The organism is Dyella flava, assembly GCF_016904955.1.
Taxonomy (GTDB): domain Bacteria; phylum Pseudomonadota; class Gammaproteobacteria; order Xanthomonadales; family Rhodanobacteraceae; genus Dyella_B; species Dyella_B flava.
Genome location: NZ_JADIKE010000038.1, coordinates 480,336 through 501,173 on the forward strand (window position 1 = coordinate 480,336; position 20,838 = coordinate 501,173).

The 20,838-nt window shown below is 62.0% G+C and carries 19 protein-coding genes; 7 read left to right on the top strand and 12 right to left on the bottom strand.

The annotated features are described in order from the left end of the window. The first annotated feature begins 20 nt into the window (after window positions 1-20). Both purT and ISP19_RS18015 read left to right on the top strand, forming a co-directional pair. On the top strand, window positions 21-1,202 hold the full coding sequence (gene purT, locus ISP19_RS18010; RefSeq protein ID WP_204683774.1) for a formate-dependent phosphoribosylglycinamide formyltransferase: 1,182 nt from the start codon (window positions 21-23) through the stop codon (window positions 1,200-1,202). Between the two features lie 84 nt (window positions 1,203-1,286). Beyond that, window positions 1,287-2,801, top strand: coding sequence for an FMN-binding glutamate synthase family protein (locus ISP19_RS18015; protein ID WP_204683775.1), 1,515 nt, complete (start codon window positions 1,287-1,289; stop codon window positions 2,799-2,801). 51 nt (window positions 2,802-2,852) lie between these two features. Here ISP19_RS18015 and ISP19_RS18020 read toward each other — a convergent pair whose 3' ends face one another. The 4 genes from ISP19_RS18020 to ISP19_RS18035 all read right to left on the bottom strand — a co-directional run bounded on the left by ISP19_RS18020 (window position 2,853) and on the right by ISP19_RS18035 (window position 5,667). Beyond that, window positions 2,853-3,584, bottom strand: coding sequence for an arginyltransferase (locus tag ISP19_RS18020; RefSeq protein WP_204683776.1), 732 nt, complete (start codon window positions 3,582-3,584; stop codon window positions 2,853-2,855). A gap of 132 nt (window positions 3,585-3,716) precedes the next feature. Continuing rightward, the gene (locus ISP19_RS18025) at window positions 3,717-4,115 is read right to left on the bottom strand and encodes a hypothetical protein (RefSeq protein WP_204683777.1); all 399 of its coding nucleotides are present in this window, start codon (window positions 4,113-4,115) and stop codon (window positions 3,717-3,719) included. A 67-nt stretch (window positions 4,116-4,182) separates the two neighbouring features. Beyond that, window positions 4,183-5,052, bottom strand: a complete 870-nt coding sequence (locus ISP19_RS18030) for an acyl-CoA thioesterase (protein WP_204683778.1) — start codon at window positions 5,050-5,052, stop codon at window positions 4,183-4,185. A 48-nt stretch (window positions 5,053-5,100) separates the two neighbouring features. Further along, entirely contained in the window at window positions 5,101-5,667 is a 567-nt protein-coding gene (locus tag ISP19_RS18035; protein WP_204683779.1) for an N-acetylmuramoyl-L-alanine amidase, read from the bottom strand. 154 nt (window positions 5,668-5,821) lie between these two features. On the opposite strand from ISP19_RS18035, the gene ISP19_RS18040 reads away from it, so the two are divergent. The 3 genes from ISP19_RS18040 to ISP19_RS18050 all read left to right on the top strand — a co-directional run bounded on the left by ISP19_RS18040 (window position 5,822) and on the right by ISP19_RS18050 (window position 8,991). Then, a complete protein-coding gene (locus ISP19_RS18040; RefSeq protein ID WP_204683780.1) occupies window positions 5,822-6,349 on the top strand; it encodes an alpha/beta hydrolase in 528 nt (175 codons plus the stop codon). After that, a complete protein-coding gene (gene rlmKL / locus ISP19_RS18045; protein ID WP_204683781.1) occupies window positions 6,346-8,547 on the top strand; it encodes a bifunctional 23S rRNA (guanine(2069)-N(7))-methyltransferase RlmK/23S rRNA (guanine(2445)-N(2))-methyltransferase RlmL in 2,202 nt (733 codons plus the stop codon). Before ISP19_RS18040 ends, rlmKL begins: the two co-directional genes overlap by 4 nt. A 63-nt stretch (window positions 8,548-8,610) precedes the next feature. Beyond that, window positions 8,611-8,991 carry a hypothetical protein gene (locus ISP19_RS18050; RefSeq protein WP_204683782.1) on the top strand — a complete coding sequence of 127 codons (381 nt, stop codon included), beginning with the start codon at window positions 8,611-8,613 and terminating at the stop codon, window positions 8,989-8,991. A 73-nt stretch (window positions 8,992-9,064) separates the two neighbouring features. Here ISP19_RS18050 and ISP19_RS18055 read toward each other — a convergent pair whose 3' ends face one another. Next, window positions 9,065-9,514 (bottom strand): DUF6491 family protein, encoded by a 450-nt coding sequence (locus ISP19_RS18055; protein ID WP_204683783.1) that lies wholly within the window; start codon window positions 9,512-9,514, stop codon window positions 9,065-9,067. Window positions 9,515-9,708: 194 nt separating this feature from the next. On the opposite strand from ISP19_RS18055, the gene egtB reads away from it, so the two are divergent. Further along, window positions 9,709-10,965 carry an ergothioneine biosynthesis protein EgtB gene (gene egtB, locus ISP19_RS18060; RefSeq protein ID WP_204683784.1) on the top strand — a complete coding sequence of 419 codons (1,257 nt, stop codon included), beginning with the start codon at window positions 9,709-9,711 and terminating at the stop codon, window positions 10,963-10,965. Next, the gene (gene egtD / locus ISP19_RS18065; protein ID WP_204683785.1) at window positions 10,962-11,939 is read left to right on the top strand and encodes an L-histidine N(alpha)-methyltransferase; all 978 of its coding nucleotides are present in this window, start codon (window positions 10,962-10,964) and stop codon (window positions 11,937-11,939) included. The genes egtB and egtD overlap by 4 nt, the downstream gene beginning before the upstream one ends. Window positions 11,940-12,067: 128 nt before the next feature. On the opposite strand, the gene mfd is transcribed toward egtD, so the two are convergent. From mfd to ISP19_RS18100, 7 genes are all read right to left on the bottom strand, one after another. Continuing rightward, a complete protein-coding gene (gene mfd / locus ISP19_RS18070; protein WP_204683786.1) occupies window positions 12,068-15,517 on the bottom strand; it encodes a transcription-repair coupling factor in 3,450 nt (1,149 codons plus the stop codon). Between the two features lie 118 nt (window positions 15,518-15,635). Then, a complete protein-coding gene (locus tag ISP19_RS18075) occupies window positions 15,636-16,241 on the bottom strand; it encodes a GNAT family N-acetyltransferase (protein ID WP_204683787.1) in 606 nt (201 codons plus the stop codon). A gap of 167 nt (window positions 16,242-16,408) precedes the next feature. Then, window positions 16,409-17,317 carry a cation diffusion facilitator family transporter gene (locus ISP19_RS18080; RefSeq protein WP_204683788.1) on the bottom strand — a complete coding sequence of 303 codons (909 nt, stop codon included), beginning with the start codon at window positions 17,315-17,317 and terminating at the stop codon, window positions 16,409-16,411. 55 nt (window positions 17,318-17,372) lie between these two features. Continuing rightward, a complete protein-coding gene (locus ISP19_RS18085; protein WP_204683789.1) occupies window positions 17,373-17,888 on the bottom strand; it encodes a Slp family lipoprotein in 516 nt (171 codons plus the stop codon). A 108-nt stretch (window positions 17,889-17,996) separates the two neighbouring features. Then, the gene (locus ISP19_RS18090; protein WP_204683790.1) at window positions 17,997-18,923 is read right to left on the bottom strand and encodes a 23S rRNA (adenine(2030)-N(6))-methyltransferase RlmJ; all 927 of its coding nucleotides are present in this window, start codon (window positions 18,921-18,923) and stop codon (window positions 17,997-17,999) included. Window positions 18,924-18,985: 62 nt separating this feature from the next. Next, entirely contained in the window at window positions 18,986-19,627 is a 642-nt protein-coding gene (locus tag ISP19_RS18095) for an NAD(P)-dependent oxidoreductase (protein ID WP_204683791.1), read from the bottom strand. A 102-nt stretch (window positions 19,628-19,729) separates the two neighbouring features. Further along, the gene (locus tag ISP19_RS18100) at window positions 19,730-20,656 is read right to left on the bottom strand and encodes a DMT family transporter (RefSeq protein WP_204683792.1); all 927 of its coding nucleotides are present in this window, start codon (window positions 20,654-20,656) and stop codon (window positions 19,730-19,732) included. Window positions 20,657-20,838 lie beyond the last annotated feature (182 nt).

The following is a 20,838-nucleotide window of genomic DNA, read 5'->3' on the forward strand; positions in this document are numbered from 1 at the left end:
GGGTTTTACAGGAGATCGCGATGAAGCCGTTCGGCACCCCCCATTCCGACCATGCCCTGAAGGTGCTCCTGCTTGGCGCGGGCGAGCTCGGCAAGGAGGTGGCGATCGAGCTGCAACGCTATGCAGTCGAAGTGGTGGCCGTTGACCGCTATGCCGATGCACCCGCCATGCAGGTGGCTCATCGCAGCCATGTGATCGACATGCTGGATGGCGCCGCCCTGCGCGGCCTGATCGAGCAGGAAAAGCCCGATCTGGTGGTGCCGGAAATCGAGGCCATCCATACCCCCACCCTGGTCGAGCTGGAAAAGGCAGGTCTGCGGGTAATTCCGACCGCGCGCGCGACCTGGCTGACCATGAACCGCGAAGGCATCCGTCGCCTCGCGGCCGAAGAACTGGGCTTGCCTACCTCGCCGTATCGCTTCTGCGATACCGAGGATGAATACCGCGAAGCCGTGGCCGCCATCGGCTTTCCGTTCGTGATCAAGCCAGTGATGAGTTCGTCGGGCAAGGGGCAAAGCATCGTGCGGGACGCGGCCGCCGTGCAGAAGGCGTGGGAATACGCCCAGTCTGGCGGCCGTGCCGGGAAAGGGAGGGTCATCGTCGAGGGTTTTATCCCGTTCGACTACGAAATCACCTTGCTGACGGTTCGGCACAAGCATGGCACCAGCTTCTGCGCGCCGATCGGGCATCGTCAGGAGGATGGCGATTACCGTGAATCCTGGCAGCCGCAGCCGATGAGCGACGCCGCGCTGAAGGAAGCGCAGCGGCAGGCCGAAGCGATCACCGGCGCGCTGGGCGGCTGGGGTGTGTTCGGCGTGGAATTTTTCGTAAAGGGCGATGGCATCATCTTCTCGGAAGTCAGCCCACGTCCGCACGATACGGGATTGGTTACGCTGATCTCGCAGGAGCTGTCCGAATTCGCGCTGCATGCGCGGGCCATTCTGGGTCTGCCGATTCCGGTGATTCACCAGCAAGGACCTTCCGCATCCTGTGCCGTACTGGTGGAAGGGGAAGGGCGTGCACCGCGCTACCACGGCATCGCCGATGCCTTGGCCGAGCCGGACACGCAGCTACGGATCTTCGGCAAGCCGGAGGTGAAAGGGCGTCGTCGCATGGCGGTAACCTTGGCGCGCGATACAGATATCGATGCGGCCAAGGCCAAGGCGATTCGTGCCGCCAAGGCGATCCGCACGGAGTTGTAAGATCGAACAAGCGCTCCCCCCGTCGGACGATCCGAAAGTCGTTCCGGTGGGAGAGAGGACGCAAACAGCATACGGAGAGCAAGGATGGAATCGACGGGTTTTTCGCATTGGCTGGTGGTGCTGGTAGAAACCTTTGCATTGCTGTTCGTGATGCTGCTGGTCATCGTCATTCTGGTGGTGATGGCGGTGTGGGTGCTGGATCGTAATCAGACGCATAACTCCGTTCTGCGCAATTACCCGGTGATCGGGCATTTCCGTTACTGGTTCCTGCACCTGGGCGAATTCTTCCGCCAGTACCTGTACTCCAGCGACCGCGAAGAGTTGCCGTTTAATCGCGCGCAGCGCATGTGGGTGTATCGCGCGGCCAAGAATTCGGAAAACACCAATGCTTTCGGCTCCACCCGTGACTTGCGCGGCGAGGGCGTACCGTTTTTCGTCAATGCGGCGTTTCCGGCGTTGGGCGATCATCACGTCAAACCCAAGCCGGTCCGCATCGGGCCGTATACGCGCGAGCCGTACGATCATGCTTCGTTCTTCAATATCTCGGCGATGAGCTTCGGCGCGCTGTCGGCGCCGGCCGTGCGCGCGCTTTCGATCGGTGCGGCCAAAGCCGGTATCTGGATGGATACCGGTGAAGGTGGTCTGGCGCCTTATCACCTGGAAGGTGGCTGCGACATCGTGTTCGAGATCGGCACGGCCAAGTACGGCGTACGCACGCCGGATGGCAAGCTGGACGATCAGAAGCTGCTGGCGATCTGTGCGCACAAGCAGGTGAAGATGGTCAGCATCAAGCTGGGGCAGGGCGCCAAGCCCGGCATGGGTGGTTTGTTGCCAGCGGCCAAGGTTACGCCGGAAATCGCGGAAATTCGTGGCATTCCAGTGGGCCAGGATTCGCAAAGCCCGAACCGTCACCTCGATATCGGCAACGTGCAGCAATTGATGGATGCGATCCAGCACATCCGCGAGCTGACCGGCAAACCGACCGGTTTCAAAGCCGTGTTCGGCGGCATGGAATGGATTGATGAACTGTGCACTGAAATCGACCGGCGCGGCATGGAGAGCGCACCCGACTTCATCATCGTCGACGGTTCCGAAGGCGGTACCGGCGCGGCGCCACAGACCTTGATGGAAGGTGTGGGCTTGCCGCTACACGAAGCGCTGCCGGCCCTGGTCAATACGCTGATCGAAAGAGGCATGCGCGATCGCATCAAGGTCATTTGCTCGGGCAAGTGCATCACGGCGTACGACGTGGCATGGGCACTGTCGATGGGCGCGGATTTCGTCAATTCTGCGCGCGGCTTCATGCTGGCGCTGGGTTGCATCCAGTCACTGCAATGCAATCGCAATACCTGTCCTACCGGCATCACTACGCAAAATCCCCGCTTGCAACGTGGCCTGGTGGTTACCGACAAGAGCGAACGCGTGGCGCATTATGCGGAGAATGTCATGCATGAAGTCGGCATCATCGCGCACAGCTGCGGCGTGGATGATCCGCGTGAGCTTGACCGCACGCATTGCCGCGTCGTAGGCGATGACGGCATTTCCGTGCCGCTGATCAAGCTGTTCCCTTATCCGAGCGGTGCTCAGCAGAAAGTCTGAAGCAGGTATGTGTTGCGTGGAAGCACCCGGGTTGGCGGGTGGCTGTTCGGATCAGTCGCCGGATAGCTTGGATGACGCGCGCTGCAGATCCACCCAGCCATCGGCCACACGCACCTGCAAAGGCCGGAAGTGCCGCTTGTAGTCCATCTTCGGGTGGCCTTCGATCCAGAAACCCAGATAGACCCACGGAATGCCGCGACGCCGGGCTAGTTCCACCTGCTGCAGGATGGCAAAGGTGCCCAGGCCGCGGTCCTGCTCGTCCGGGTCGTAAAAGGTATAGACGGCTGAAATGCCGGTGGCGCAGATGTCGGTGACGGCCACGGCCAGCAGGCGGTCGGCCAAGTGCAGTTCCAGAAATACCGTGGGACTCCACGGCGCGGTAAGAAAGCGCCGGAAATCACTCGCTTCGGCTTCGTCCATGCCACCGCCGGGATGGCGGGTACGCAGGTAGCGCGAATAAAGCGTATGGCGCTCGCTGTTGTAGCCGGCCATGCGTTCGGTGACGGTCAGGTCCGCGTTGCGTTTGAGGCATCTGCGCTGGGAACGGTCCGGCTTGAAGTTCGCCACGTCGATGCGGCAAGGCGTGCAGGCATGGCAATTCGGGCAGTGCGGGAAATACAGATGGCCACCCGCACGGCGGAAACCGTGATCCAGCGCCGCCCCATACAGACGATCCAGCTGGGGGGCAGCCGGGTCGATCACCAGGTTCTGTGCCGTGCGCCCGGCAAAATAGCCGCAGGCGTGCGGCAAAGTCTGGAACAGGCGGACGTGATCGGAGCGCATGGGACGATTCTATGACCGTCGCAGGCTACCGTGGCAAGCAATTTAGGGCCTGTCAGCACTATTGGCGTAGCCCGCGCCGGATGGTGGGCAAACAGCTTCCAGCGCGGGCTACGCCAATAGTGCTGACAGGCCCTAGATGAAGTGCAAATAGTGCAGGGCCAGCACCATGAATACGCCCAGGATGGCCAGCAATACGATGCGCCGCACCCTGGCGACGGTGTGATCGCGGCGGACGTAAAGGGCTTCGGTAGGATTGCGCTCCGCCCGCAGTTCTTCGCCATGGCGGATCATCGGTTCGATACCTAGCTGGCGCAACAACTCGCGCCCCTTGGTGTAGTCGTCCGCGCGGCTTATCCAGACTTGCGGCCAGCTGTCCCGATTCTCGCTGCGCTGCGAGTAGCTGAAGCGCCGATAGCTCGGACGGTTCCAGTTGGAACGATTCGTGACCGTGGTCTCCACGCCGTTTTCGGCCATGTAGGCGACAACGCGATCGATGTTTTCCTGGCGGGGCGAGGTATAGAGCAGACGCATGGGGCAAGTTTAGCAGGCTGTAAGAAGCAGCCTGCTAACGCGGGCCATGGTGGAACCTGGTGATTCATCAACCGTCGCTGCGCAAGCGGATCAGGCCTTCCTGGGCCGTGGACGCTACCAGTTGGCCGTCGCGGCTGAAGATCTGCCCGCGTGCGAGTCCGCGGCCACCCTGGGCGGTAGGGCTGTCAAAGGAATAAAGCAGCCATTCGTCCACCCTGAACGGGCGGTGGAACCACAGTGCGTGATCCAGGCTGGCCATCTGAATGTTATGGGTGAGATAGGAAATGCCGTGTGGCAGGGTCGCGGTGCCGACCAGGTGGAAATCCGAGGCGTAGGCCAGCAAGGCGCGGTGCAGGCTGGCCGAATCGTCCACCGGCGCGGTGATGCGGAACCAGATGTGCTGGATCGGCGGACGCTTGGGCGGGTGGATCTCGTCGCGCGGCCACACCTCGCGGAATTCGAACGGACCGTCAGTACCCAGCCAGCGCTGCAGCTTTACGGGCAGGCGAGCCAGTTCTTCCGGCGGTACCCGATGCATCGGCTCGAGGTCTTCGGGCTCGGGTACTTCCGGCATCGAGGATTGATGCTCGACGCCTTTTTCCGGAACCTGGAACGAAATCGAACCGTTGAGGATAGGCTGGCCATGCTGGATGGCCACCACGCGCCGGGACGAAAACGAGCCGCCGTCGCGCGCCCGTTCGACGCTGTAGACGATAGGGGCGTCGATATCGCCCGCGCGCAGAAAGTAGGCATGCAGCGAATGTGCCTCGCGCGAGGGATCGACCGTCTGCTGCGCTGCCGACAGCGCCTGCCCCAGCACCTGGCCGCCAAACACGAAACGCGTGCCGATGTCCCGGCTCTGGCCGCGGAAGAGGTTGTCTTCCAGCCGTTCGAGCTGCAACAGCTCTATCAGTTCTTTGACGTGCGCGTCGCGCATGCAGCTAACCCCTGAACGTATTGGCGCCGAATTATAGCGGTGGCGGAGCTAATGATTTGCGCCAATCCGTTTCAGCCCACTCCCGGCCAGCACCTCGGCCCAGGGAAACAGCGGACCAGGATCCAGCTTCCGCGGCACTTCCTTGGCGGGATCGTCGCTGGCGGGGACGCGTGCGGTGTCCAGATCCTCGTGACCGGCAATCTCATGCAGGCTGGGGAAATCCACGCGCAGCTGCGCCAGCAGTGCCCGCAATGAAGCGATCTGCGCCGGGGTATAGGGATCCGTCATGGTCTGGCGGCGTGAATCGAACCACAGCGGGTAGCGCCCCTTGTTGACCAGCTCAATACCGATCGACTGCGGGTTGTAGCCACGTATGTGGTTGGCCACGCGCGTGCCCGGCACATAGCGGTACACGGTGCCGTCGCGATCGATGTAGTAATGACCACTATTGCCGGTACCGCTTTCGTACAGCACCTTCTCGCCGTATTCCCGGGCCATGGCCAGGTCGGGGAGTTCGGTGCAATGGATCACCACCAGAGTGACAGTGCTGGCCGGCCGCTCCGGCAACTTGGCCACGTAGGGCAGGGGTTGATCGTGGATGGTCAGCATGGGCATGGGACCAGTCTTGCATAAGTGCGGCGCGCAGACTTGCCCCTGCAAGCAACCCCCGCTGGCACGCCTCACTTGGCGGGGCAGGGTTCGATACAGGCGGCTCACACACCAACAGGGATATCATTCGCGATCTGTTGTTGCGCACAAGGAGGCTGTCATGCCCGGACACGTCATACTCTCCCATGGTTCGGATGCCAGTCCGGATGCCACCAAGGTCAGCGTGCTGGCGAAAGTCGCCGAATCGATGGGCTGGAGCACGGAGCGCCCGGACTATCGCGAGGACGATGCGCTGGGGCACGCAGGCTCGGTAGCGCCGCGCATCGAGCGCCTGCACGCACGCATCGCTGCGTGTGCACAGCCGCCGGTGCTGATGGGTTCGAGCATGGGCTCGTTCGTTTCCGGATTGGCTTCGCTGGAGCAGCCGGTGGCGGGTCTGTTCCTGCTGGCGACCCCGGCGCTGATTCCGGGTAACGATCTGGCGTTCGATCTGCGTGAAGACGTGCCTACCTTGCTCATCCACGGCTGGCAGGACGACGTCTGTCCGCTGGACGAGGTCTACGAATTTGCACGGCGCCGCTATCTGCCGCTGCTGGTGCTGGATGACGACCATCGCCTTGGTGCGCACGTCGATGAGCTCAGTCGGCAGTTCGGCTTTTTCCTGGAACAGTTGGCGAAGCGCGCTTGAATTCCTTTTTTGCAACCTGCCCCAAGGGGCTTGAATATCTGCTGCGCGACGAACTGATGGCGCTGGGCGGCACCGACGTCCACGAAGCGCTGGCCGGCGTTCGCTTTTCCGGCACCTTGGAGACGGCCTATCGCGCCTGTCTGTGGTCGCGCCTGGCCAGTCGCATCCTATTGCCGATCGCAGAATTCGAAGCCGCTTCCGATGACGCGCTTTATGCCGGTGTGCAGGCCATCGACTGGTCGCAGCATCTGGCGCCGCACGCCACCTTGGCGGTGGATGCCAACACCGCGCAAAGCAAGATCTCGCACAGCCAGTTCCTGGCTCAGCGCGTGAAGGATGCGGTTGTCGACCAGTTCCGGCAGCACGGCCAGGAACGTCCAGGGGTGGATACGGAAGAGCCCGATGTGCGCATCAACCTGCGCTTGCGGCGTGACCGCGCCACCGTATCGATCGATCTGGCCGGCGCGCCGTTGCATCGCCGCGGCTGGCGCGAGCAGCAAGGCGAAGCCCCCTTGAAAGAAAACCTCGCCGCAGCGATGTTGCTGCGTGCAGGCTGGCCTGAGGTCTACGCCCAGGGCGGCGCCTTGCTCGACCCGATGTGCGGATCGGGCACCTTGCTGATCGAAGGCGCCCTGATGGTGGCCGATGTGGCGCCTGGCTTGCGCCGTACGTACTACGGCTTCCTCGGCTGGAAACAGCACGATATCCCGCTGTGGCGCAACCTGCTTGAAGAAGCGGGCAAGCGAGCCGAAGCCGGATTGCCGGCCTTGCGCAGCTGCTTCTTTGGTTCCGATGCCGATCCGCGCATGGTGCAGACGGCTAAACGCAATGCGCAGGAAGCGGGTGTCGCTGGTTTCTTCACACTCGATCGTCACGATGCGCTGCATGTTGCGCCGCCGCCGGGATGGACGCAGGGTCTGGTCATCACCAACCCGCCGTATGGCGAGCGGCTGGGTGACCGCGAGAGCATGCCCAGGCTTTATCGCATGCTGGGTGAAACCCTGCGCGATCGTTTCACCGGTTGGCGTGCCGCCATCCTGGCTGGCGATGCGGAACTGGGGCGCGCGACCACGCTGCGACCTGAAAAGAAATACGCCCTCTACAACGGTGCGCTCGAAACCGTACTGCTGATTTTCGAACTGCATCCGCGCGACGACACACCGCGCGAAAAGCCGCCGCTTTCGTCCGGCGCGCAGATGCTGAAGAACCGCTTGGACAAGAACGTCCGCCATTTGCGTAAACGGCTGGAGCGCGAAGGCATTCATGCCTGGCGCGCGTATGACCAGGATCTACCCGAGTACGCTGCCGCCATCGATGTGTATGCCGATACGTCCGGCGCCACGCATTTGCATATCCAGGAATATCGTGCCCCTGCCAGCGTCTCCGTTGAAGTGGCGCGCACGCGTGTGCGCGAGATGGCGCGTGTGGCGGGCGAAGCGTTCGACACCCCGCGTGCCCGTATCGCGCTGAAGACGCGCGAGCGTGGCAAGGGTGGTTCCAAGTACGGTCAGTTCGACCAGCGTGGTGAATTCATCGAGGTGGAAGAGGGTGGTTTGCGATTCCTGGTAAATCTTTACGATTACCTGGATACCGGTCTGTTCCTCGACCACCGCCTGGTGCGTGCAAAATTACGCGAGCTGGCCGCTGGCAGGCGTTTCCTCAATCTGTTTGCCTATACCGCGACGGCCAGCGTGTATGCGGCAGCGGGCGGGGCGCGCGATACGACCAGCGTCGACTTGTCCGGCACCTATCTGGAATGGGCGTCGCGCAATCTTGCGTTGAACGGTTTTACCGGCGAGAAGCATCGGCTGGTGCAGTCCGACGCGGCCAGTTTCCTGCAGCATTCGCGCGAGCGTTATGGGCTGATCTATGTCGATCCGCCGACGTTTTCCAATTCCAAGCGCGCCGACGATTTCGACGTGCAGCGCGACCACGTCAAGCTGCTGCTGGCTTGCGCGGATCGTCTCAGCAACGACGGCATCATCGTGTTCTCCAACAACTTCCGCCGTTTCACACTCGACCGCGAAGGGCTTGAAGAACGATTCAGCATTGAGAACTGGGGCGCGGGCAGTATTCCGTTCGATTTTTCGCGCCGATCGAACATTCATGATTGCTGGCTGATGCGGTTGAAAGGGCATGCGTCCGGGGCGGCTGAGGACGGGGTAAATCCTTGGGACGGCGCCCGTGTAAAGAAATGAAACGCTTCAGTACAGATTAAGCGCGTGAGGACGACGATAACTCCATCTTGACGGAGGTGTGTCATGTCCAAACGTAGTGTCGGCAAGTTCGTTGCGATCGGTCTGGCGCTCGCCACGGCCGTGGCTTTGCCGGTCGGCGCATCAGCCCGCGGCTGGTATGGTGGTGGGGGTTGGCACGGTGGTTATTACCACGGTGGCTGCTGCTACCGCGGCGGCGGTTATTGGTACGGTGGTCGCTGGATTGCCGGCGCCATCGTGGGCGGTGCAGTGGCAGGTCTGGTAGCCGGCGCAGTGGCCGGGCCGCCGGTTTACTACGCGCCGCCGCCGGCTGTGGTGTATGCCCCAGGCACGGTGGTTTACCAGGGTGTTCCGCCGCCGGTGGTAACCACCACGGTGGTGACGTCTGATCCCTATCAGACCCGCTATATCGGTCCGGCTTACTAAGCCAAGCAGAGCGTGATCAAAAAAGAGCCCGGCAAACACCGGGCTCTTTTCTTTTGCGCAGTGTCCAGGCACATCAAGGATGTTGGCCGGACTGTTTCTGTGTCGTCGTACTGCTGTACTTGGCCTTGGCGCGCAGATTATTGAACGTGTCCTGGTCGATCAGGCTCAGCGATTGAATCATGCATCCCGGTTGATAACGGGAACGAACCTTTTCGCCCACCGTTCCGCAAATGGTGTCCGCTTGCGTGGCCCGGTCCGCAGCGCTGCCGATGAACATCAGGCCAGGGTTGCCAATGCCCAGCTTTTGACAGGTTGCTTGCAACTTCACCAGGTAGCGCTTGTACGGTCCGGCCTGGACGATCGCCGTTTGATTATCGATGACGTGCCACTCGCTGATCTGACTAATACGCAGGCAGTCATTATTAGGTAAAGGGGTACGGGTGGGAGCGGCAGACTGCGCCCAGGCAAGTCCCCCAATTGCTGCAACAGCAAAAAACAGCACTGCGGAAATGACAGGTTTCATCGCGGTCACCTCATGCTGCATGGATTAAATTTGATGCGTTGCGGCGATATGGCCATGACAACCGCCATATTCCCGCCATGCGCTTATTACATAATATGAACGATGCTTACGGCATGGTGAAGATCTATGATCGTCTGCTGGTTCATGCGCCACAAGATGTACCGTAACCCGCCCACTCGGTTCGTACCTGTGTCATGAATGTCTCGACATGGGCTGTACGCAAGGAAGACCGCCTTGCGCGCTTCATGCGTATCCGTCGGCAGACGCTGGCGCTATGCGCCGGGCTGAGTGCGGAAGATCTCATGGTGCAATCGATGCCCGACGCCAGTCCTGGCAAGTGGCATCTGGCGCATCCCACCTGGTTCTTCGAGCAGTTCGTGCTCGGACGGGATCCTGCCTATCGCGCACCTAATCCCGAGTGGCATTACCAGTTCAATTCCTACTACGAATCGGTAGGGCCCATGCATGCGCGCCCAAAGCGCGGTCTGTTGTCGCGTCCAAGCCTGGATGAGGTGCGCGATTACCGCGCGCGCATCGATGAAGCCGTCGGCGAGCTGATGGAACGTGGGGTGGATGACGAACTCGCCGCCCGGATCGAGCTTGGCTTGCAGCATGAGCAACAACATCAGGAATTGATGCTGACGGATATCAAGCACGCGTTCTGGTGCCAGCCCTTGCATCCGGTTTATCGCGAGGCGTTGCCGGCCGAGAGCAGCGCTGCTTCGTTGCTGATGCACTTCATGCAAGGCCGGGAAGGCGTGGTTGAAATCGGGCATGACGATAGCCAGCGTTTTGCCTACGACAACGAGACGCCGCGTCATCACACCTGGCTGTCGGCGCATGCACTGGCCCATCGCCTGGTGACCAACAGCGAATACCTCGCCTTCGTGCGCGATGGCGGCTATCACGACGCCGGCTTGTGGCTTTCTGACGGTTGGGCCACCGTGCAACGGGAAGGCTGGCAGCGACCGATGTACTGGCAGGAAGACCTAGCCAGCGAATTCACTTTGTCCGGCATTTGCGCCCTGGACCCGCAAGCGCCAGTTTGCCACATCAGCTACTTCGAGGCTGACGCTTTCGCACGTTGGGCCGGCGCGCGTCTGCCGACCGAAGCCGAATGGGAGGATGCCGCCAGGGGGCTGCAGATCGCCGGCAATTTCCAGGAGAGCCAGCGCTTTCATCCCGTCGCTGCGCCGCGCGGCGAGGGGATGCTGCAAATGTATGGCGATGTGTGGGAATGGACCGCCTCGCCATACGTCAGCTATCCAGGGTTCAAGCCGCTGCCCGGCGCCTTGGGCGAATACAACGGCAAGTTCATGAATGGGCAATGGGTATTGCGCGGTGGCTCGTGCGCAACGCCGCAAGATCACATTCGAGCCAGCTACCGCAATTTTTTTCCGCCCCATGCCCGCTGGCAGTTCTCGGGCATCCGATTGGGACAGGACCGATGAGTGTTCAAGCTTATGCAGTACGTGACGAACAACGCCCGCCCGATAACCTGCTACTGCAAGTGGTTCAACGGGGTTTGCGTTCGCAACCCAAACGATTGCCATCCTGGCTGTTCTATGACGAACGGGGCTCTGCCTTGTTCGAGCAAATCTGCGAGCAGCCGGAGTACTACCTGACAAGAGCCGAAATCGCGCTGCTTGATGCGCATGCCGGCGAGATTGCCGCAGTACTCGGCTCGGATGTGCGGCTGGTCGAATACGGCAGCGGGCATGCCATCAAGACGCGATTGCTGCTCGAGCACCTTGCCACGCCGGTGGCCTGGGTGCCGATAGAGCTTTCTCCCGAACCGCTGCGGCTCAGCATGCAGCGCATGGAACAACATTTTCCGGAGCTGCCGATTCAACCGTTGGGTGCGGATTTCACCCGCCCGCTAAGACTGCCCGTGCCACCGCGTGCACCGCGGCGTACTGTGGTGTATTTCCCTGGTTCCACCATCGGCAACTTCGAAGAGCGCGAAGCCGCCCAATTGCTACGCAAGATGCGTGGCGAAATGGGCGACAACGGCGGCATCCTGGTCGGTGCGGACCTCAAAAAAGACCGGTCGGTCATTGAAGCGGCCTACAACGATCGTGCCGGTGTCACCGCGTCATTCACGCTCAACATGCTGGCGCGCTTGAATCGCGAACTCGGCTGCAATTTCGAGTTGGGCTCCTTCCGTCATCGCGCGCACTACAACGCCATGGCCGGACGCATCGAAACGCATATTCTGAGCAATCGCGAACAGCGCGTGCGGGTGGGGCGTTTGCAGGTGCTGTTCCGCGAGGACGAGGCCATGCTGGTGGAATACAGCTGCAAGTATTCAGTGGAAGATTTTGCTGCGCTGGCCGCGACGGCCGGCCTGACGGTGCAGCACGTATGGTTCGATCCGGAAAGGATGTTCAGCGTGCACTATCTCACCCGCAGCGGTTCCGCCTGACCGGACAGGCTGAGGCAGGTTGGGTAGGTTGGGTTAGCGCAGCGTAACCCAACGGAACTCCATCGAAGCGATAACCATCGTTGGGTTACCCCCCGGATCAAGTCCGGGGTAACCCAACCTACTCAAGCTTATGCAGCCTTGCGTGCGCCCAGCTTGCCAAGAATCTCTTCGGCAGCCCGAATCCGTTCGCTGGCGCCGGGCAGTTCCATGTTGACCTTCAGCTTGTCCTGTCCATCCAGCTTGTACACGCGCGGATAATTCTGGATCAGGCGAATGATCGCCATGGGATCCACATCGGGCTTGTCGCGGAAGGTGACGCGTCCCCCGTTGGCGCCGAAGTCGAGTTTGCGCACACCCAGCGGGGTGGCCATCAGTTTCAGACTGGCAATCGCGAACAGTTGCTTGACGGCGTCCGGCAGCAGGCCGAAGCGGTCGATCATTTCCACCTGCAGTTCGCGCAGTGATTCCCCGTCACGGGCGCTGGCGATGCGCTTGTACAAAGTCAGGCGCGTGTGCACGTCGGGCAGGTAATCATCGGGAATCAATGCAGGCAGGTGCAGTTCCACTTCGGTTTCGTGCTCGCTGCTCAGATCAAAGTCGGGCACCTTGCCGGACTTCAGGGCGCGAACGGCACGCTCGAGCAGTTCTGTATAAAGGCCGAAGCCGATTTCCTGGATCTGGCCGGATTGTTCATCGCCGAGCAATTCGCCGGCGCCACGGATTTCCAGATCGTGCGTGGCCAGCGTAAAGCCCGCGCCGAGTTCTTCCAGCGACGCCAGTGCTTCCAGTCGCTTCTCGGCATCGGCGGTGATGCTTTTGCGATCCGGTACGACCAGATACGCATATGCGCGATGGTGCGAGCGTCCCACACGGCCACGCAATTGATGCAGCTGCGCCAGGCCAAAGCGATCCGCCCGATTGATGATGATGGTGTTGGCGGTCGGGATATCGATGCCGGTTTCGATAATCGTGGTGCAAACCAGTACGTTGAAGCGCTGGCGATGGAAGTCCGCCATCACTTGTTCCAGTTCGCGCTCCGGCATCTGGCCGTGAGCAATGCCGATGCGCGCGTCGGGAATCAGCTCCTGTAGTTCGCGTGCCGAGCGTTCGATGCTTTCCACTTCGTTGTGCAGGAAATACACCTGACCGCCGCGTTGCAATTCGCGCTGGAAGGCCTCGCGGATCAGCGCGGGTTCCCACGCGGAAATAAACGTGCGCACGGCCATGCGATGGGCCGGCGGCGTGGTAATTAGCGAAAGATCGCGCAGGCCGCTCATGGCCATGTTGAGCGTGCGCGGGATTGGCGTGGCGGTCATGGTCAGCAGATCGACTTCAGCGCGCAGCTTCTTGAGCTGTTCTTTCTGGCGCACGCCGAAACGCTGCTCCTCGTCCACGATCACCAGACCGAGCTGCTTGAACTTGATATCCGACTGCAGCAGCTTGTGCGTGCCGACGATTACGTCGATATGGCCGTCGGCGAGGCGCTTGAGCGCTTCGTTCACTTCCTTGGTGGAGCGGAAACGGGACAGCACATCCACGCGCACCGGCCAATCAGCGAAGCGGTCGGCGAAATTGCGATAGTGCTGCTGGGCGAGCAGCGTGGTGGGAACCAGCACCGCCACCTGCTTGCCGGCAGTAGCCGCTGCGAAAGCAGCGCGCAGTGCAACCTCGGTCTTGCCGAAGCCGACGTCGCCGCAGATCACGCGGTCCATCGCACGCGGTGCGGCCAGATCCGTCAGCACGGCATCGATGGCATGCAACTGGTCGGGGGTTTCCTCGAACGGGAAGCTGCTGCCGAATTCCTCCACCAGTTGGCGGTCGATCGGCAGCGATTCACCGCCGCGCGCTTCGCGCTGGGCGTAGATGGCCAGCAACTCGGCGGCGACGTCGCGTACTTTCTCGGCGGCTTTCTTGCGTGCGCGTTCCCACGCATCCCCACCCAGCGAATGCAGCGGCGCCAATTCCGGCGCAGTGCCGGAGTAGCGGCTGACCAGGCCGAGTTGCGCCACGGGCACGTAGAGCTTGTCGCCCTTGGCGTATTCGATGGTCAGGAACTCGCCGGCCATGCCGCCCAGTTCCATCGACACCAGCCCCTGGTAGCGGCCCACGCCATGGTCGACGTGCACGATCGGCGAGCCGATCGACAGTTCGGTCAGGTCGCGGATGATGGTATCGGGATCGCGCGCCGCGCCACGCCGGCGGCGGCGTTCCGTGCGCACGCGTTCGCCGAACAGTTCGCGCTCGGTCAGCACGGCGATCGCCGGCTTGGTCAGCGCGAAGCCTTGCTCCAGCGGAGCGATCGTGATGGTGAGCTTGTTTGCATCCTGCAGGAAGCCAGACCAGCCATCGACGTTCTGCGGTCGCAAGCCTGCAGCGGCGAGCTGTTCCAGCAGCGCCTCGCGGCGGCCGGCTGAATCGGCTGCAATCAGCACGCGGCCCGGATAGCTTTCGATGAAGTGCCGCAGCGACGTGCCGGGTTCTTCACCCTTGCGATTGAGCGGCACATCCGGAGCCGGCTGCGTGCCGGCTGCAACGGCATGTTCGTGGCCGCTGTCGACCACTTCCACGCGCAGTCGCCTGTTGAGCTGCTCGCGCAGTTGTTCGGGCGAGAGATACAACTCGGCGGGTGGCAGCACCGGGCGCTCGATATCGTGCGCGCGCTGATCGTAGCGTTCGGCTGTCTGTGCCCAGAACTGTTCGGACGCTTCACCGCTGCCTTCGCCAAGCACAAACAGCGCATCGTCGGCGAGGTAATCGAACAAGGTGGCCGTCTGGTCGAAGAACAGCGGCAGGTAATACTCGATACCGCCCGGCGTCACGCCTTCCTTCATGTCCTGATAGAGCGGACAACGGCGCACATCGATCGGGAAACGTTCACGTAGACGGCTGCGGAAGGACTTGGCGGCTTCGTCAGTGACGGGGAATTCGCGTGCGGGCAGCAATTCGACTTTTTCGACCTGCTGCTGTGAGCGCTGCGTTTCCGGATCAAAGCTGCGGATCGATTCCACTTCGTCATCGAACAGTTCGATGCGGTAAGGCTCACGCGCGCCCATCGGGAAGATGTCGATCAGTGCGCCGCGCACGGCGAAATCGCCCGGCTCGGCGACCTGTGGTACGTGGCGATAGCCGGATCCTTCCAGGCGGCGCTGTTCGGCGGCGAGATCAAGCTTTTGCCCTTTGCGCAGCATCAGGCCCGAGCCGGTGATATGCGTGCGCGGCGCAATGCGCTGCATCAAGGTGGCGGCTGACACCACCAGCACGCCGCGTTTCACGCTGGGCAGCTGGTAAAGCGTGGCGATGCGCTGCGAGACGATGTCCGGATGCGGACTGAAAACATCGTAGGGCAGGGTTTCCCAATCGGGAAAATGCAGCACCGGCAGCGAGCCCGAGAAGATGCGCAGTTCGTCTTCCAGTGCATGGGCGCGCTGGGTATCCCTGGTCACGACGACCAGCAAGCCGCTATGCGATGTTGCCGCTTCGGCAACCAGCAGGGCCCGTGCTGAACCGTGTGGCGGGGTCCAGAAGCGGCGTTGCTTGGGAGTGGTGGGAAGAGGCGGGTGGCTGATCGGATTGGGCATGGGAAGGCGGCATGAAGGGCGCAGCCTCAAGGCCGCGCCGAGCGAGCGCGCAAGTGTAGCGCGTTGGCCCTGTTGCCTTCCGGGAAGTGTTTCAAAACCCGTCTGCGGGGTGGAGCCCTCAGAGCTTCAGGCTGATCTGCGCGGTGCCTGTTTCGCCCGGCACCATCTTGGCGACGAAGCCGAGCTCCTTGCACAGGTCCAGCATGGGGCGGTTTTCCATCAGCACGTAGCCCCAAAGCTCGCTGAGGCCACGGCGGCGGCATTCGTCGACCAGCCGCTGCATCACCAGCGCGCCCAGGCCGATGCGGGTCCATTCGCGTTCCACCAGCACCGAGAACTCGGCGCTGTTGGCTGCAACATCCACAAAGATGCGGCCCACGCCGCGCAGTTCGGCAGGTTTGACCGTTTCGTCCATCAGGGCGTAGGCCGCTTCCAGTTCCGGATCGATGCGGCACAGGCGCTGCGCCATCGAGATCGGCAGTTCCGACATCGCATGCATGAAGCGGCGGCGCACGTCCTGCGGCGACAGCCGTTTGAAGCAACGCTGCAGGGCAGCGACGTCACCGGGCTCGACGCGGCGCATCACCAGTTCGCGGCCATCGGCCGTGTGCACGACCTCGCCCTGGGCGGTGGTGACGATGCGCGGGCAGGCGAAACGTTCGCCGCTACGGGGCGGCAGCTGGGCGTGCCGGGAATGGGATTCAAAATCGCGAGCAGGGGTCATAGGCATGCCCATACTATAGCGTATTGTTTGCACTGCAACATGAATAAATCACAGCGATTAGGACTTGAACTATTTGCCTTGCCGCCTCTGCTGCAAAGAAATCATGCTTTGTCACGGCCTGCGTCACCAGGTCTCATGCTGCATCGCGACATGGCGTACTTGCAGGCCTAATCCGTTATATCCGGTTCGAAAAAGCTCCAGCGTATGTCGGTGAACTGCGCCTTCATCGCCGCTTCCACGGTGTTGATGGCGTGGATCAGGGCGAGGCTGTCCGGCGTCGGCGCCATCCGCGCCTTGACGGCCACCATCACGTCCGGACCCATTTGCAGCGTGATCAGGTTATAGACCTGGGCTACTTCAGGACGATGATCGAGGAAGGCCAGCAGCTCGGCACGCCGCCGCGGCTCCACCCCTTGGCCGATCAACAACGCCTTCACCTCGATCGCCAGGGCGATTGCCACTACCACCAGCAGGACCCCGATGGCGACGGTGCCGAGTGCGTCGAACAGCAGGTTGCCGGTGAGCATGGTTGCGCCGATCGCCAGCGCTGCCAGGCACAGGCCGAGCAGGGCAGCGAGATCTTCGCCGAAGATCACCAGCAATTCGCTTGAGCGCGTCTGACGAAACCACTGCCACAAACTTTGCTCGCCGCGAGCAAGGTTCACTTCACGCATGCAGCCGCGCATCGAGATGCTTTCAGCCACGATGCCGAACAGCAGTACGCCCAAAGCCAGCCACGGCCAGGTCAGCGGTTCGGGGTGGGTGAGCTTGTGCGTGCCTTCGTAGATCGAAAACAAGCCGCCGACCGCGAACAGCAAGATGGCCACGACGAATGACCAGAAGTACAAGGCGCGGCCCCAGCCCAGCGGATAATCGTCCGAGGGCGGTTTTTTAGACTGCCGCATGCCGAGCAGCAGCAAGCCCTGATTGCCGCAATCAGCCAATGAGTGCACCGCCTCCGCCATCATCGCGCCCGAACCGGTGATCACCGCGGCGACCAGCTTGGCGATGAAGATCGCAGCATTGGCGCCCAACGCCAGCAGGATGGCTTTCAGCGAATTGGCATGGCCGGACATGCAGCACTCCCGGTTACGGATGAGCCTCGTCAGGCGTTCGCCTGGATGATCGTTATCAGTGAATACCCACGCCTACGCCAACGCCGAAATGGATGTCTGGATGGCCAGCACGCATTTCTGCTGCCGTCCACCGGTGCGATTGCGTCACGCTGACCAACGGATACACATAAGCCGCCTGATCCACCTGCTCGTTGCGGCTACCGTTGAGTGTGCCGCTGATCGTCACCAGGCTGCCGCCTGGGAAGCTGAAGGACTCCAGATAGCCGGGATACACCGCAATAAAGCGTCCCACCGCTTGTCCATTGGTCAGCGGACGCTGCGATGAATCCAGCGGATAGGCCAGGATTTCGATTTCCGTATGGTCGGGGAAATTGCGCACGTCGATCACGCTGCCACCCCAGATGACTTCGCCCTTGGCGTACTGTTCCGGCGAATGTGCAACCTGCATGGGTGTGACGGCCACGGTGCCCGCGCTGACCTTGTAGATGGGGGCCGGCGCACAGGCTGCCAGGGCGAGTGCGATCAGCGGCGTGAACAAGCGCAGTGAACGGAGAGTGATGCGAATGTTCATGGCGATTTCCCTTTTGTGTTGCCCCTTCGCAGGTGTCGCTGTGAGACGCGCAGGGGGCGTAGCGCCGCGAGCGGCGTGGATGTTTTGCCAGTGCGTCAAAGCGCGAGCTTAGCGGGCGCGCCTCGGCGGCGGTAGCGGCTTGGTTGCGCCACTGGCCGCTTCGTCTTCCCGCACCAGCCAATCCAGTCGCCATTCGGCCGCGTGTTCTTGCGAGGTCAGACGCGCCATGGCCCGTAAAGGTTCGCGCAGCAGCTGATCCAGGTTCCACGGCGCATTGAGGACCACCATGCCGGAGCCGTTCAAACGCAGCGGGGAGTCGTCCGGATGCACCAGCAATTCCGCGCGCAGTACGCGCCGCGCACCACAACGCTGCAACCAGCGCAGGAAAGGCTGCACCTGGCTGCGTAACTTGATCGGGTACCAGATCGCATAGATACCAGTGGGCCAGCGTTGCAAGGCGGTCTTCAACGCCGCCTCGATCAACCGGTATTCCGCTTCCTGTGCTTCATAAGGCGGATCGATCAGCACCAGCCCGCGCTTTTCCTGGGGCGGCAGCAGCGCTTTGAGCGCTTCGTAACCGTTGCGGTTGTGCACGTGCACGCGATGGTCGTGGTGAAAAAGCTCACGCAGCAGGGCGGCTTCATCCGGATGCAATTCGCACAGATGAGCGCTGTCGGTGCTGCGCATGGCGCGAGCGGCCTGCAAGGGAGAACCCGGATAGAGTTTCAGCCCATGCTCGTTACCCGGCAGTGCCAGAATCGCATCCAGCCAGTGCCTCAGCAGCGGCGGCAGCGGATGGTTGGTCGCTTGACCCGGCTGCAGATCCGGAAAGAGCAGGCGCGCAATCCCGTTGCGATATTCGCCGGTCTTGCCGGCTTCCTCGCTGTCCAGCGCATAGCAGCCGCTGCCGGCATGCGTGTCGATCAGCGCAAAGGGCGTTTCCTTCGCCTGCAACGCCTGGATCAGCGCAAACAACACGCTGTGCTTGAGAACGTCGGCGAAATTGCCTGCGTGATAGGCGTGGCGATAATTCATGGCAATCCGGCGGGCTGGGCACTTGATTATAAGGGCCGGCCCGCCACGACTTGAGCGCGCGGTCAGTACGCCACGGTGATCCGCTGCCGTGGCGCATCCTCCCGGTCGAGGCGATCGAGCAGGGCCACAGCGTAATCGGGCACGCTGATGCGGCTGTGACCGCTCGCATCGGTCAGCAGCGCGTCGCCGCCCATCCGGTAGGTGCCGGTTCGCGCGCCATCCTCAAGCCAGGCGGCGGGGCTGATATAGGTCCAGTCGATATCGGCCTTGCTGCTGCGAAAGATTTCCAGCGCGCGGGCCTGTGCCTGGGCTTCCGGTTTCCATGCTTCCGGAAAGTGCGGGTCGTCGATCACCCTCACGCCGGGCGAGGTCTCCAGGCTGCCTGCGCCACCCACCCAAAGCAGGCGTTCCACGCCAGCATCAGGCAGGCAAGCCAGCAGGGTGTTCGCCGCGTTCGGAATCGTTTCGCTGTTGCCGTTGCGACGTGCAGACACGCTGGCAATCACCGCGTCGGCGCCCTTGGCCGCTGCCAGCCAGCTTGCCGGATCGGCGATGTCACCGACCACCACGTGCAGTTTGTGATGTTGCTCGGTGAGGCGGCTGGCATCGCGCACGACCGCCGTGATGTCGTGGCCGCGGGCGAGCGCTTCATCGAGGATGGCGTGGCCGATATGGCCGGTTGCACCGAACAGAACCAGTTTCATCACTTTTCTCCGTCGGGGGCATTTATCGACTTTATGCAGGACCGATTAGCCGTGCATTCGGTGACACGGGTTGGACCGGGGCAGCGTCATTCAACCTACGAATCAGTCGAGATTATGGCTTTCGGCTGCGCCCAGCAATTCCGGCTGAATCGGTGCCTGGTCCTTGCGATGCAGCAGGGGATGGGCAAACACTGCCGCCAGAATCACCATGACGCCTGCATAGAACCACATATCCAGCTGGCGCTGCTCACCCAGCAGCAGCATGGCCAGCACGATGGCGTAGACCGGCTCCAGATTGGTGATCATCTGCGTGGCAAAGGCGCTGATGTGGCGCAGCGCCACCAGCGCCAAGGTAAACGGCAGCAGCGTGCAACCGAATGCCAGCAACAACAGCAACAAGGCATCGTGCGTGTCAGGTAATTGGTAAGCCGGCCCGGTATGCGGCAACAGTGGTGCGAGCAAGGTGAGGAAGACTGCCCCCGTGCCCAATTCGATACAGGTCACCGTGAGCGGATCGCCATGTTCCACCAGGCGCTTGTTGAGTGAACCGAACAGCGCCACGAACAGCGCCGACAGCACACCCACGGCAATGCCCAGCCGCATATGTCCCGGCACGCCACCGGCCACCATTGCCACCCCCGGCACGACAGCGACGGCCATCAGCACCTCGCGCGGATCGAAGCGGCGGCGCGTCAGCCACGGTTCGATAAACGCCAGGAAGGCTGGCCCCAATGCAATGCAGGTGGCACCTACCGATGCATTGGCCAGCTTGATCGCCGCGTAGAACGTCAGCCAGTGCAGCGATACCAGCACGCCGATGCCGGCGTACGCCAGGCGCAGGCGCATGCTCATGGCGCGCAGTCCGCGCCAGACCTTTGGCAGCATTAACAATGCGCCGGTTACCAGCAACATGCGCCACCACACCAGTGAGAGGGCGGGCAGGGTGATCAGCTTGCCGAGGATGGCGGTGAAGCCCCATAGCAGTACGCAAAAGTGGATTTGCAGGCGGGCTTTGTTGATGGACTGCATGAGGGGGCGGGGCTAGGGGTAAGGTCGTCATTCTAGCCGGCTGTCGGGAATCGGTTATGCCGCGTCACCACAATAGAGGCGCTGCGCAAGTTGCTTGCATGTAGGCAAATTCATTGACGAGGTGAAGGCTGGGTTGGCGTGGGTAACCCAGCAAAAAGTTTGGGGCTGCGTTGTGGTCGATG